The organism is Pseudomonas protegens CHA0 (genome assembly GCF_000397205.1).
GTDB lineage: Bacteria > Pseudomonadota > Gammaproteobacteria > Pseudomonadales > Pseudomonadaceae > Aquipseudomonas > Aquipseudomonas protegens.
Genome location: NC_021237.1, coordinates 624,572 through 638,197, shown reverse-complemented (window position 1 = coordinate 638,197; position 13,626 = coordinate 624,572). Strand labels below are relative to the sequence as shown.

The window sequence follows — 13,626 nt, the reverse complement described above, 5'->3', positions numbered from 1 at the left end:
ATATGGGGCGAAGGCTCACAGTGCAGTGAAGTCGATCGCCTGGTACTGATCGGCAGTGATGCCGGCAAAATTCAACATCGCCGGCAATTGTCCGGCAAAACCTTGGAAACTATGATCGCCGCCGGCCTGTATGCGCAAGGCGCAGGCGCGGTAGTAGCGCTCGGCGCTGCGATAGTCCAGCGTCTCGTCCCCGGTCTGCAACCACACCTGATAACGCTCAGGGTCCTGGGGCGGCGCCACTTCCAGCGCTGCCAGGGCCGCGACATGGTCGTGGGTCAGCTCCCAGGTCTCGTCGGTGTACAGGTTCTTCTGCGTGCCCAGATAACCGTCGAACATCCGGTGCGGGCTGACAGCAGGGTTGATCAGCAGGGCCTTCAGACCATAGCGCTCGGCAAGGTGAGTCGCATAGTAGCCGCCGAGCGAGCTGCCGACCAGCAATGGACGACCGAGTTCGGCAATCGCCTGTTCCAGCTGGCCAATGGCCTGGCGCGGATGGTGATGCAGGGCCGGCACCCGCAGTTGCCCGGCCAGGCCGAGCTGCTCCATGACCTGGCGCAACTGGGAGGCCTTGGTCGATGCCGGAGCACTGTTGAAGCCGTGGATATAGAGGATCGAACCGGACATGCGAGCTCCCTGTGCACCTGGGCAAAAGCCGCAGTTTACAGGGATGGGGCCAGGTTACGCAGCCGCTTCAGTAGCCTTCGCTACCGTAGTCGATGGTGAATTCATAGCCTTCGACCCGCTGCACGCCGGTTTCCAGCCGTCCATCGGGCAGCAGCCGCAACCAACGGTAGCCCGGCACCTGCTCCTCGACCTTGAAGTCTTCGCTCAAGGGCTCGAACTGGATGCAGGTGGAAGGTGAGGCCAATAGCCGCACGTCGCCCCGCAGGCGATCGATCTCCTGGTGAACATGCCCCCAGAGCACGGCGCGCACCTGGGGGAAAGCGTCGATCACGGCAAACAGCGCCTGGGCATTGCGCAGGCCGATGGGCTCCATCCAGGCGCAATCGATGGACACCGGATGGTGATGCAGGCAGACCAGGTGGTGCCGCTCTGGTGCTTCGCGCAGGGAGCGGGTCAGCAGTTGCAACTGCTCATCCTGCAGATAACCCGGTACCGAACCCGGCACCGCCGAGTCCAGCAGGGTGATGCGCCAGTTGCCGATGTCCACCACCGGGTCCAGCAAGTCACTGCCGCTGGCGGCCTGCTCCATGACCTGCGGTTCGTCGTGGTTGCCCGGCAGCCAGCGGCCTGGGGCGGCAATCTGCCGGGTCAGTTGGCGAAAGCGTTGATAGGACTCCAGCGTGCCGTCCTGGGACAGGTCGCCGGTGGCCAGCATCAGGTCGATCCTTGGCTGCTGCGCCAGCACCAGGTCGATGACCCGTTGCAGGCTGTCGGCGGTGTTCATGCCCAAGAGCGTGCCGTCCGTCTCGGCAAACAGATGGCTATCGGACAGTTGCACCAGCAACACGGGGTCGGCGGCAGTCAGTGCGGATACGCTTGGCACGGCGTTCTCCCGGAGCAAGATCACAAAGCGTGAAGAAGGGGGCAATTATGCTGGGGGAAGTGAAAAAGAGGAAACCTGGGAAGCGGACCCAGTTCACATCTAGCGCACGGCTTCGAACTCGTGGCCGCAGGCCAGGCAGTGGCTCAGCCACTCGCCGAGGAACACGTTCAGCTGGGCCTTTTCATCAGGCTGGTGCATGAAGGCATTGGGATAGGGATAGATGCTGCGAAAACGCCGGGCATGTTCGGCACTGATGACTTCCGCCATGCGCGCGTCGTGGTAGACCTGCACTTCCAGCTGCGGCACAGGCAGCCAGGGCAGGCTGTGCTCCTGGCGCACCTGCAAGGTGGTGGTATACGGGCAGGCCAGTACCACCTCCAGGGCCAGTACGCCGAGCATCTGGTCGCCCTGGGTCACGGCGATGCGCCGGGCCACGGGCTGGTTGCGCATGTCGGGCAGCAGTCGCATCAGCCGGGCGTAGTTGGCCTCGCAGGAAGCTTGCAGCCCCGCGAGATCCACCCGATAGCGGTCGCGTACCTTGTTTACGACCATAACCCCCTCACTTCCGCGCGATTGAGCGCCAGCCACTGCAAGGCAATGATGCTGGCGGCATTGCAAATCCGCCCGTCGCGCATGGCCTGCAAGGCATCCTCGTAGGCCATCACGCACACCCGAATGTCTTCCGCCTCTTCCTCCAGCCCATGCAGCCCACCGGCGGCGCTGCTGTCGCAACGCCCCAGGTACAGATGGACGAATTCGGTGCTGCCACCGGGCGACGGGAAGTACTGGGTCATCGGCCACAGCGCCGAGATGTCCAGGCCAGCTTCCTCCTGCGCCTCGCGGCGGGCAACCTGTTCCGGCTGCTCGTCCTTGTCGATCAGCCCGGCCACCAGTTCCACCAGCCAGGGCGAAGCCGTCTTGCCCATGGCACCGACGCGGAACTGTTCGATCAGCACCACCTCATCGCGCTGCGGGTCGTACGGCAGTACGCAGACCGCATCGTGACGGACAAAGACTTCACGATTGATTTCACGCCCCATGCCACCGGCGAACAGCTCATGACGCAGTTGCAGGCGATCGAGCCGGTAGAAACCCTGGAAACAGTTTTCGCGCCGGATGATCTCGACGGCACTCGGCGTGGAGTTGGCAAAGTCAGTCATAACAATCCTCGTGTACAGCATGTTCAATCCGAGGATCCCCCTCGACTTCGCGCCATCCTAACGCGCTCGCAGCTGATCATGCAGCCCCTTTACCCTCAGCGGGATAGACGGCGAGGGGCTAAACCTACTCTAATTGCCTCTATTGAGCTTAGTGGCGAACCGACTGCCTCGCAGGCAGTCGAAGCCGGTAACTTTTGCCTCCCCCTGGTTTATGAAGGACGCCCATGTCGCTTGTCAAAATCGCCTCCGTGGCCTGTATCGCCCTGACCCTGGGTGCCTGCCAAAGCCTGTTTCAACCCAGCTACATGACCCCGCTGGAAACCACCCGGGACAAGTCCGAACAACTCAAGCCCGGTTGCAGCGGCGCCGACTGCCCGCTGGTCAACCTCGACACCGTGCACTTCCCCGCCGAACCGAAGCTGGATGCCATCATTGAAAAGCGCCTGCTGCAAATGACCCGCACCAGCCCCGATGCTGCGCTGCCGGCCAGCCTTGCGGCCTATCGCGAGCAGTTCCTGCGCAGCGCGCCGGACCGCCACGGCATGTACCTGCAATCCAAGCTACGCGAGCAGCATGACGGCCTGGTGATCATCGAACTGGCCAGTTACCTGGACACCGGCGCCGCCAACGGCACCCCGGGCCGTGGCTTCGTCAACTACTCACGCCAGCAGCACAAGGCCCTGAACCTGGCGGACATGCTCCTGCCCGGCCAGGAAGAGATGTTCTGGAAGGCCGCGCGGGTCGCCCACAACAACTGGCTGATCAGCACTCACCTGGATCGCGAGGCCGAGTTCGTGAAGACCTGGCCCTTCCAGAAGACCCAGAACGTAGCGCTGACCCGTAACGCCGTGACCCTCAAGTACGACGTCACCACCATCGCGCCGCAGGTTTTGGGCCACATCGAACTGCAGATCCCTTACGACCGCCTCAAGGGCGTGCTCAAGCCCGAGCTGTTTCCTGGCGGTAACTGAAAGCCCGGCCCAACAGCCATTGCAGCAGCCCTGCCAGCACCAGTGACGGCAGGGTTGCGCCGATATCCGGGTACAGATTGGCCAACAGATGATAGGTGCTCACCCCACCCAGCCAGGCCAGCAGCGCCGGCCAGCGCAAGGCTGACGCCGGGTTCTGCCCCGAGCGCCGACGCAGGATGAAGTGATCCACCAGCACCACGCCAAACAGCGGCGCGAATACCGAGCCGATCAGCAACAGGAAGTTCTGGTACTGGGCCAACGGCGCCAGGCAGGCGATCAGGGTGCAGAGCACGCCTATGGCCAGCGCCAGGTGCTCGACCTTGAGGCGCAGCAGGATGCCGCTGGAAACCGCCGCCGAATGGATATCGGCAAAGGCATTCTCCGACTCGTCCAGCAGAATCAGCAGCAACGGAATCCCCAGCCCGGCCCCGGCCAGCGCCAGCAGCAAGGCATTCACTTCACCACTGGGAGCGAAGGCCAGGGTGTAGGCGACGCCCAGGCTCATCAACCAGAAATTGCCGATGAAAAAGCCCAGGGCCGTGCCGCCGAATACGCTCTTGGCGTGCTTGCCGAACCGCGAGTAGTCGGCGATCAGCGGCAACCAGGACAAGGGCATGGCGATGGCGATATCGAAGCCCACGGCGAACGGCATCGAGCCGTCCCCGGCCTGGGCCCAGAGCGCCGCCAGGTCGGCTCGGGCGAAGAGGTTCCAGGTCAGCCACAGGCAGGCGGCCAACAATAACCAGATCCCCCATTTGCGCAGGATCTGCCGGACGAAGGTCAAGGGCCCGCTGACCGCCAGCAAGGTGGCCAGGGCACCGAAAAACAGGGTCCAGAGCAACGGGTTGGCCAGCAAGCTGCCTTCGCTGAAGGCCCGGCTGCCCAGGAGGCTCGCGGCATCGCGCATGACGATGATTTCAAACGAGCCCCAGCCCACCAGTTGTAAGAGGTTCAACAGTGCCGGCAGGCTGGCACCGCGCCGGCCCAGGCTGAGCTTGAGCGCAGCCATGGACGACAGGCCGGTGTCGCTGCCGATCACCCCCACCGCCGCCAGCAGCAGAACGCCGACCGCGGTGCCGAGCAGGATCGCCAGCAGCGAATGGGCCAGCCCCAGGCCTGGCGCCAGCAAGGCGCCGGTCTGCAGCACCATCAGGCCGATACCGAGGGAAAACCACAGGGAAAACAGATCGCGGGCGCCAAACACGCGCTTGTCGGCCGGTACCGCGAGATCGGGAGAGTAGGTACTGATTGGACTGCTCAAGGTTGATATCTCGAAGGAATAGGGTCTGCAGGAGCCGGATTGCCGGCGAAAGCGCCACCTTGTCGAGAGCGCGGCGCCTGGTTCGCGGGCAAGCCCGCTCCTGCACAGAGGGGTCAGACTTTCTTGTACAGCTGGCTGCCTTCCTGCTTGAAGCGCTCGGCCTGTTCCGCCAGGCCCTTGGCGACATCCACATCCACCGCTTCGATACGCTGGTTGGCTGCGTACTCACGCACTTCCTGGGTGATCTTCATCGAGCAGAACTTCGGCCCGCACATGGAGCAGAAATGCGCGACCTTGGCCGAATCCTTGGGCAGGGTCTCGTCGTGGTACGAGCGGGCGGTGTCCGGGTCCAGGCCGAGGTTGAACTGGTCTTCCCAGCGGAACTCGAAACGCGCCTTGGACAAGGCGTTGTCGCGGATCTGCGCGCCCGGATGACCTTTCGCCAGATCCGCAGCATGCGCGGCGATCTTGTAGGTGATGATCCCGGTCTTCACGTCATCCTTGTTCGGCAGGCCCAGGTGTTCCTTGGGCGTGACGTAGCAGAGCATGGCGCAGCCGAACCAGCCGATCATCGCCGCACCGATACCGGAGGTGATGTGGTCGTAGCCGGGGGCAATGTCGGTAGTCAGCGGGCCGAGGGTGTAGAACGGCGCCTCGTCGCAGCACTCCAGCTGCTTGTCCATGTTCTCCTTGATCAACTGCATCGGCACGTGGCCCGGGCCTTCGATCATGCACTGCACGTCATGCTTCCAGGCGATCTTGGTCAGCTCGCCGAGGGTTTCCAGTTCGCCGAACTGGGCTTCGTCGTTGGCGTCGGCAATCGACCCCGGGCGCAGTCCATCTCCCAGGGAGAAGCTGACGTCGTAGGCCTTCATGATTTCGCAGATTTCGTCGAAGTGGGTGTAGAGGAAGTTCTCCTTGTGGTGCGCCAGGCACCACTTGGCCATGATCGAGCCACCCCGGGACACGATGCCGGTGACCCGCTTGGCGGTCAGCGGCACGTAACGCAGCAAGACGCCTGCGTGGATGGTGAAGTAGTCCACGCCCTGCTCGGCCTGCTCGATCAGGGTGTCGCGGAACAGCTCCCAGGTCAGGTCCTCGGCCACGCCGTTGACCTTTTCCAGGGCCTGGTAGATCGGTACGGTACCGATCGGCACCGGCGAGTTGCGGATGATCCACTCGCGGGTTTCATGGATGTGCTTGCCGGTGGACAGGTCCATCACCGTGTCCGAACCCCAGCGGATGCCCCAGGTCAGTTTCGCCACTTCTTCCTCGATGGAGGAACCCAGGGCACTGTTGCCGATGTTGCCGTTGATCTTCACCAGGAAGTTGCGGCCGATGATCATCGGTTCCAGTTCGACGTGGTTGATGTTGGCCGGGATGATCGCGCGGCCACGGGCGATTTCCTCACGCACGAACTCGGCGGTGATTTCCTTGGGGATGCTGGCGCCGAAGCTGTGGCCGGCGTGTTGCTGCTTCAGCAAGCCGGCGGCACGGGCCTCTTGCAGCTTCATGTTTTCGCGGATGGCGACGTATTCCATCTCGGCGGTGATGATGCCTTTGCGCGCGTAGTGCATCTGGCTGACGTTGGCCCCGGCCTTGGCCCGGCGCGGGTTGTTGACGTGGGCGAAGCGCAGCTTGGTCAGCTCCGGGTCGGCCAGGCGCTGCTGGCCGAAGTTGGAGCTCAGGCCGGCCAGGCGCTCGGTGTCGCCACGGTCTTCGATCCAGGCCGAACGCACATCGCCCAGGCCCTTGCGCACATCGATCACCACGTTCGGATCGGTGTAGGGGCCGGAGGTGTCGTACACGGTCACCGGGGCGTTGATCTCGCCGCCGAAGTCGGTGGGGGTCACATCCAGGGTGATTTCGCGCATGGGCACGCGGATGTCCGGGCGCGAACCCTGGACATAGACTTTTTGCGAGCGGGTAAAGGGCTGAACCGATTGTTGGTCGACTTGGGCCGACTCACTGAGGTTGCTAGCGTTTTTTAATTTTGTAGTCATCACGGGCTCTCCAGACAGCATCCAGGCAGTGGATTTTTGTCGGAGCGAACCTGTAACGGACGGACGCACCCTGTCTAAGCAACTAGTGAGTGCAGTGCTTGGTACTCGAGGGGTGTTCGATTGTCGAACAACATCCCGGACGAAGCACAAGAGGACTCGCCGGGTGACGAGAAATCTTGTTCCCTACGCAGGCGCTAACCTGATCAGGTTCAACGGGATCCGGATTATCCGATCTCAGCCTCATAGCAAGGCACCCCGACAAGAACCGGGCCAGTCTAGACAAAGCCACAGCAGAACGCCAACCCCCCGTACGATCAGCATGATGAATGGCGTAATTGCAGGATTGTTGCCACCCCCCAGCGCATCTACACTCGTTGCCCTGTGTCGAACCTTGACGCTCTGTGGGTCGCGCCTTAGCCTTGGCGCCTGGATTATCTCCGTAATATCAACTCTAGGGATCGCCGAATGCTGCGCAAACTCTCACTGGCTGTTGCCGTGTCTTGTGCGTCCAATGGAATGGCCTGGGCAGCAGAAGCGCCTTTGACCACCAAGACCGATCTGGTCAGCGTCTACCAGGAAGCGGTGGACAACAACGCCGATCTGGCCGCTGCGCGCGCCCAGTACGGTGCCCAGAAGGAAGTGGTGCCCCAGGCTCGTGCCGGGTTGCTGCCTAACCTTTCGGCCGGCGCGGACATGAACAACACCCGCACCAAGTTCGACGAACCGTCGATGACCTCTACCCGCAGCGGCAACGTCTACCAGGCGACCCTGGCCCAGCCACTGTTCCGGGCCGACCGCTGGTTCCAGCTGCAGGCGGCCAAGGACATCAACGAACAGGCTTCCCTGCAACTCTCGGCCACCGAGCAGAACCTGATCCTGCAGAGCGCGGAGAACTACTTCGCGGTGTTGCGCGCCCAGGACAACCTGGCCTCGACCAAGGCCGAGGAAGCGGCCTTCAAGCGTCAGCTGGACCAATCCAACGAACGCTTCGACGTGGGCCTGTCGGACAAGACCGACGTCCTGCAATCCCAGGCCAGCTACGATACCGCCCGGGCCAACCGGATCCTTGCCCAGCGCCAGGTGGATGATGCCTTCGAGGCCCTGATCACCCTGACCAACCGCGAGTACAACTCGATCCAGGGCATCGTCCATACCCTGCCAGTGCTGGCGCCGACCCCCAACGACGCCAAGGCCTGGGTGGACACCGCCGCCAAGCAGAACCTCAACCTGCTGGCCAGCAACTACGCAGTCAGCGCCGCCGAGGAAACCCTCAAGCAGCGCAAGGCCGGGCATGCCCCGACCCTGGACGCAGTGGCGCAGTACAAGAAAGGCGACAACGACGCTTTGGGCTTCAGCAACCCCAACCCGCTGACCCGCTACGGCAGCGACGTCGAACAGCGCTCCATCGGCCTGCAACTGAACATTCCGATCTACAGCGGCGGCCTGACCAGCTCCCAGGTGCGTGAATCCTACTCGCGCCTGAGCCAGACCGAGCAACAGCGTGAATCCCTGCGCCGCCAGGTGGTGGAAAACACCCGCAACCTGCACCGCGCGGTGAACACCGATGTCGAGCAGGTCCAGGCCCGGCGCCAGTCGATCATTTCCAACCAGAGCGCAGTGGAGGCCACGGAGATCGGCTACCAGGTGGGCACGCGCAATATCGTCGATGTGCTCGACGCCCAGCGCCAGCTGTACACCTCGGTGCGCAACTACAACAACAGCCGCTACGACTACATCCTCGACAACCTGCGCCTGAAACAGGCGGCCGGCACCCTCAACCCGGGGGACCTGCAGGACCTGTCGCGCTATCTCAAGGCCGACTACAACCCGGATCGCGACTTCCTGCCGCCAGATCTGGCCAAGGCCGCCCAGGAGCAGCTCAGGGCCCGCCCCTGAAGGTCGCAAGCATGAAAAAGGCCACCTTTGCGGGTGGCCTTTTTCATGGCGGTGTAACGGCCTTTTACGGCCATGCGACAGCGGCTACCGAAGGCGACGATCAGTGCCTGCCCAGGAGGCGGCCAAGGCCATCGAGCAGCCGTTGCAAGGCGCCCTGGTTGGCCTTGAGCACCTTGAGCCCGGCGTCGGCCATCTTGCGCGCATCCTGGGGTAGCTCGAACAGACGCTGCACCGCCACCGCGAGCCCCTCGGCATCGTCCACTTCCTGCAAGGCTCCGGCCTCACGCAGCATCGCGGCGATTTCCAGGAAATTGAACAGATGCGGCCCGCTGATCACCGGCTTGGCCAGGGCTGCCGGCTCCAGCAGGTTGTGCCCACCGTTGGGCACCAGGCTGCCGCCGACAAAGGCGCTGTCGGCCAGGGCATAGAGGAACAGCAATTCGCCCATGGTGTCCCCCAGCAGTACCGAGGTGGTGGCAAGCACCGGCTCGGCTGCAGAACGGCGCACCGTGGCAAAACCCTGCTGCCGGCACAGCTCATGCACCGAGTCGAAGCGCTCCGGGTGCCGCGGCACCAGGATCAGCAAGGCATTGGGGTAATTGCCCAGCAGTTGCCGGTGGGCATCGAGCACCACCGCGTCTTCGCCCTCGTGGGTACTGGCGGCGATCCACACCGGGCGCTCCATGGCCTGCCATTGCTGGCGCAGCTCAGTGGCCCGCTGCAGCAACTGCGGGTCGATGCTCAGGTCGAACTTGATCGATCCGGTCACTTGCACAGTCTCTGGGCGGGCCCCAAGCCGGAGGAAACGCTGGGCCTCGGCTTCGGTCTGCACCGCGAACAGGCTCATCTGCGCCAGCATCGGTGCGGTCAGCCGAGCAAAACGCCCATAGCCCTTGGCCGAACGCTCGGACAACCGGGCATTGGCCAGGGCTACCGGAATCCCGCGCCGGGCACACTGGTCGATATGGTTGGGCCACAGTTCGGTTTCCATGATCACTGCCAGCTTGGGCTGCACCCGATCGAGAAACCGCGCCGCGGCGCAAGGCAAGTCGTAGGGCAGGTAGCAGTGCTGGATCCGCGGCTCGTTGGCAAACAGCGCGTGGATGCGCTCGGAGCCGGTGGGAGTCATGCAGGTCACGGTAATCGGCAGCTGTGGATAACGCGCCAGCAGCGCCCGGATCATCGGCGCGGCAGCGATGCTCTCGCCCACCGACACCGCATGCACCCAGATGCCACCGGGTTGCATGCTCGGCAAGCCGAGAGAGAAACGCTCGCCAATGCGCTTGGCATAAGCCGGCGCCTTGCGCGAGCGCAGCCACAGGCGGATCGCTACCAACGGCAGCCCCAGGTAAAACAATGCGGTATAGAGAGTTCTATTCATGGCGGCGGAGTTTATCGGTTTTTTAGCCGATCGCCTTCAGGTGCACGGCAAAACGTTCTGCCAGCCAGTGCGCCGCGGGGCCCAGAGGCTCGTCACGGCGCCAGGCCAGCTCCACCACCAGTGCCGGGGGCGTCCATTGGCTGGCCAGCTCCACCATCTGGTTCTGATAGGCCGGGTACTGCACCACATGCCGTGGCAGCCAGGCCCAGCCCAGCCCGCGCATCAGCCATTCGGCCAGGACGTAGAAGCTGTCAGCCCGCCAGACCTGGGGGCTGACCTGCTCACCACCGGGGTAGCCACTGGCTTGCGGAGCGATGAGCAACTGCCGGTGTAGCGCCAGCAACTGGCGGTTGACCCTTTTTTCATGGGCCAGCGGATGCCCCACGGCGCAGACAGTGACCATCTCCACACTGCCCAGGGCCCGGCGCTCCAAAGTTTCCGGCATCTGCTCATGGTGAAACAGCAACCCCAGGTCGGCCCGGCGCTCCACCAGTTTGCGCGCTACGTCGCCCTGGGCCCCGCTGGCCAGTTGCACCTCCAGGCTGGGAAAGTGTTCCGCCAGGGCCTCCAGGCTGTCGAGCACCGGCTGATAGGGCATCGCCTCGTCCTGGGCCAGGCGCAACCGCGCTTCCTGGCCGCGCATCAAGGCCAGCGCCCGGCCATTGAGGCGGTCGCACTGGCGCAGGATCTCCCGCGCTTCCTGCAACAGTGCGCTGCCCGCCTCCGTCAGCCTTGGCTGGCGGCCACTGCTGCGTTCGAACAGGCTGACTCCCAGGTCATCCTCCAGCTGGGCGATGGCACTGCTGATGGCCGATTGCGCCTTGCGCTGCTGGCGGGCCACGGCAGAAAACGAACGCAGTTCGGCGACCCCGACAAACAGGCGCAACTGCTCCAGGTTCCATTGCATGTTCATGGCACAACCTATCTATCATCCAGATAGGTAATGACTTTACCCCATCTGAACTTTCTCTAGAATGCCGACCTCATAAAGCAGTCCCAGCCCCGAGGAACCCTCCCATGAACGCTTACTACTACCTGGCTATCGCCATCTGCGCGGAAGTGATCGCCACTGTTTCAATGAAAGCGGTCAAGGGCCTGAGCACTCCGCTGCCCCTGGCATTGATCATCGTCGGCTACGGCGTGGCCTTCTGGATGCTGACCCTGGTGGTGCGTACGGTGCCGGTGGGCGTGGCCTACGCGGTATGGGCCGGCATGGGCATCGTCATGGTGAGCATCGCCGCACTGTTTCTGTACGGCCAGAAGCTGGATATCCCGGCGATGCTGGGCATGGCGCTGATCGTCCTCGGCGTGGTGGTGATCCAGTTGTTCTCGAAAACCGCCGGGCACTAGAAAGCAGCCTCACGCCACACGCCTCAAGCGGCCAGAGTGAGCGCCAAGCTTGCAGCTTGAGGCCTGAGGCTTGAAACTTGCGGCTTCGTTTTACTTACCGAGGTCGCTGCATGCCATCCGCTATTTCCACCGATGTGCTGATTGTCGGCGCAGGCGTCGCCGGTCTCTGGCTCAACGCTCGCCTGCAACGCCTGGGTTTTTCCACCGTGCTGGTGGAAAGCGCCAGCCTCGGCGGCGGACAGAGCGTGAAATCCCAGGGGATCATCCACGGCGGCGCCAAATACGCCCTGCACGGCGCCCTCACTGGCGCCTCCGAGGCCATTGCCGACATGCCACGGCGCTGGCGCGAAGCCCTGGCGGGCAATGGCGAGCTGGACCTGTCCGGCGTGCGCCTGCTGTCCGAGGCCCACTACCTCTGGTCCCCCGGCACCCTGGCCGGCAACCTCACCAGCTTCTTCGCCAGCAAGGCGGTACGCGGGCGGGTCGATCAGGTCAAGGGCGAGCAACTGCCCCCGGCCCTGCAGGACAAGCGTTTCAAGGGCAAGGTTTACCGCCTCGCCGAACTGGTAGTGGATGTGCCGAGCCTGATCGAGCGCCTCGCGCACCTGGCGGGAGACAGCCTGCTGGCCGGGCAGAAGATCGAGCCCCTGCTGGAGAACGGCCAACTGCTGGGCCTGCGGGTCGACGGCCGGGAAATCCGCGCGCAACGCATTGTTCTCAGCGCCGGAGCCGGCAACGCCGAGCTGCTGCAAGCGGCCGGCCTGAGCCAGCCCGCCATGCAAAGGCGACCATTGCACATGGTGCTGGTCAAGGGCCCGAGCCTGAAACCGCTGTACGCCCACTGCCTGGGCGGCGGGCCAAAACCACGGATCACCGTCACCACTCACCCGGCCGCCGACGGCCAGTGGGTCTGGTACCTGGGGGGCGATATCGCCGAAGCCGAGGGCGTGGCCCGGGAACCGGCAGCGCAGATTGCCGCAGCCCAGAAGGAACTGGGGCAACTGCTGCCCTGGATCGACCTGAGCCAGGCGCAATGGGCCACCCTGCGGGTCGACCGCGCCGAACCGGCACAGTCGGGCCTGGCCCGCCCGGACAACGCCTTCCTCGCCGAGCAGGATCGCCTGCTGGTGGGCTGGCCGACCAAGCTGGCCCTGGCACCGGACTTCGCCGACCGGGTCCTGGCTGCCCTGGAGCGCGACGGCATTCGCCCCGCCGCCGCCCAGGCCCTGCCCGAACTGCCCAAGCCGCCCCTGGCGCAACCAGCCTGGGAGCAACTGCTGCCATGAGCCAGCCAACCCTGCACGATCTGCATCGCCCCTTGGGCAGCACCGGCCTGCTGGTGTCGCCCCTGGGTCTGGGCACGGTGAAACTGGGCCGCGACCAGGGCGTGAAATACCCCAACGGCTTCCAGATCCCCGACGACCAGGAGGCCCGCATGCTGCTCAAGCTGACCCGCGATCTGGGCATCAACCTGATCGACACCGCTCCGGCCTACGGCCGCAGCGAAGAGCGCCTGGGCCCGCTACTGCGCGGCCAGCGCCAGGAATGGGTGATTGTCAGCAAGGTCGGCGAAGAGTTCGCCGATGGCCTGTCGCGGCACGATTTCAGCGCGGCCCATACCCGGATGTCCGTGGAGCGCAGCCTGCAACGCCTGGAAACCGACTTCATCGACCTGGTGCTGGTGCATTCCGACGGCAACGACCTGGCGATCCTCGAGCAGTGCGAGGTCTACCAGGCCCTGGCGCAGCTCAAGCAGGAGGGCAAGATCCGTGGCTTCGGCTTCTCCGGCAAGACCGTAGACGGCGGCCTGAAGGCCCTGGAGCAAGGCGATTGCGCCATGGTTACCTACAATCTGAACGAACAGGCCGAGCGGGCAGTCATTGACTACGCTACCGCTCACCACAAGGGCATCCTGGTGAAAAAGGCGCTTGCCAGCGGCCACGTCTGCCTGAGCCCGGGCATCGATCCCGTGCGGGCCAGCTTCGAGCTGCTGTTTGACCGGCCCGGTGTCGCCAGTGCTATTGTCGGGACCATCAATCCCTTGCACCTGGCCCATAACGTGTCGACTGTGGCGCAGGTCCTTGGCAAGAACTGATG

Annotated in this window: 13 protein-coding genes and 1 riboswitch; of the genes, 5 read left to right on the top strand and 8 right to left on the bottom strand. The window is 64.0% G+C overall.

The window, feature by feature from the left end; translation table 11 throughout:
* Positions 1-15: 15 nt before the first annotated feature.
* The 4 genes from PFLCHA0_RS02755 to PFLCHA0_RS02740 form a co-directional block, all read right to left on the bottom strand.
* Entirely contained in the window at positions 16-624 is a 609-nt protein-coding gene (locus PFLCHA0_RS02755; protein WP_015633927.1) for a YqiA/YcfP family alpha/beta fold hydrolase, read from the bottom strand.
* 67 nt (positions 625-691) lie between these two features.
* Positions 692-1,507, bottom strand: coding sequence for a 3',5'-cyclic-AMP phosphodiesterase (gene cpdA / locus PFLCHA0_RS02750; protein WP_015633926.1), 816 nt, complete (start codon positions 1,505-1,507; stop codon positions 692-694).
* Positions 1,508-1,606: 99 nt separating this feature from the next.
* The gene (locus PFLCHA0_RS02745; RefSeq protein WP_011058915.1) at positions 1,607-2,059 is read right to left on the bottom strand and encodes a DUF1249 domain-containing protein; all 453 of its coding nucleotides are present in this window, start codon (positions 2,057-2,059) and stop codon (positions 1,607-1,609) included.
* Positions 2,050-2,667 carry an NUDIX domain-containing protein gene (locus tag PFLCHA0_RS02740; protein WP_011058914.1) on the bottom strand — a complete coding sequence of 206 codons (618 nt, stop codon included), beginning with the start codon at positions 2,665-2,667 and terminating at the stop codon, positions 2,050-2,052. Before PFLCHA0_RS02740 ends, PFLCHA0_RS02745 begins: the two co-directional genes overlap by 10 nt.
* Before the next feature lie 224 nt (positions 2,668-2,891).
* Between PFLCHA0_RS02740 and PFLCHA0_RS02735 the strand changes: the two genes are divergently transcribed.
* Entirely contained in the window at positions 2,892-3,638 is a 747-nt protein-coding gene (locus PFLCHA0_RS02735; protein ID WP_015633925.1) for an RsiV family protein, read from the top strand.
* Here the strand turns inward: PFLCHA0_RS02735 and cytX are convergent.
* Complete coding sequence (cytX, locus tag PFLCHA0_RS02730) at positions 3,607-4,899, bottom strand: putative hydroxymethylpyrimidine transporter CytX (protein WP_015633924.1); 1,293 nt, start codon at positions 4,897-4,899, stop codon at positions 3,607-3,609. The genes PFLCHA0_RS02735 and cytX overlap by 32 nt on opposite strands.
* Before the next feature lie 113 nt (positions 4,900-5,012).
* Complete coding sequence (thiC, locus tag PFLCHA0_RS02725) at positions 5,013-6,902, bottom strand: phosphomethylpyrimidine synthase ThiC (RefSeq protein WP_015633923.1); 1,890 nt, start codon at positions 6,900-6,902, stop codon at positions 5,013-5,015.
* A gap of 163 nt (positions 6,903-7,065) precedes the next feature.
* Positions 7,066-7,170: riboswitch (TPP riboswitch) on the bottom strand.
* Between the two features lie 197 nt (positions 7,171-7,367).
* Here thiC and PFLCHA0_RS02720 point away from each other — a divergent pair.
* Entirely contained in the window at positions 7,368-8,798 is a 1,431-nt protein-coding gene (locus PFLCHA0_RS02720) for a TolC family outer membrane protein (protein WP_011058910.1), read from the top strand.
* Positions 8,799-8,898: 100 nt separating this feature from the next.
* On the opposite strand, the gene waaA is transcribed toward PFLCHA0_RS02720, so the two are convergent.
* Entirely contained in the window at positions 8,899-10,179 is a 1,281-nt protein-coding gene (gene waaA / locus PFLCHA0_RS02715) for a lipid IV(A) 3-deoxy-D-manno-octulosonic acid transferase (protein ID WP_011058909.1), read from the bottom strand.
* Between the two features lie 22 nt (positions 10,180-10,201).
* Complete coding sequence (locus tag PFLCHA0_RS02710) at positions 10,202-11,086, bottom strand: LysR family transcriptional regulator (protein ID WP_015633922.1); 885 nt, start codon at positions 11,084-11,086, stop codon at positions 10,202-10,204.
* Positions 11,087-11,196: 110 nt separating this feature from the next.
* Here PFLCHA0_RS02710 and PFLCHA0_RS02705 point away from each other — a divergent pair, with 110 nt between their 5' ends.
* The 3 genes from PFLCHA0_RS02705 (at position 11,197) to PFLCHA0_RS02695 (ending at position 13,624) form a co-directional block, all read left to right on the top strand.
* Positions 11,197-11,529, top strand: a complete 333-nt coding sequence (locus PFLCHA0_RS02705) for a DMT family transporter (protein ID WP_011058907.1) — start codon at positions 11,197-11,199, stop codon at positions 11,527-11,529.
* Positions 11,530-11,639: 110 nt separating this feature from the next.
* Entirely contained in the window at positions 11,640-12,815 is a 1,176-nt protein-coding gene (locus PFLCHA0_RS02700; RefSeq protein ID WP_015633921.1) for an NAD(P)/FAD-dependent oxidoreductase, read from the top strand.
* A complete protein-coding gene (locus PFLCHA0_RS02695; protein WP_015633920.1) occupies positions 12,812-13,624 on the top strand; it encodes an aldo/keto reductase in 813 nt (270 codons plus the stop codon). The genes PFLCHA0_RS02700 and PFLCHA0_RS02695 overlap by 4 nt, the downstream gene beginning before the upstream one ends.
* The last annotated feature ends 2 nt before the right edge of the window (positions 13,625-13,626 follow it).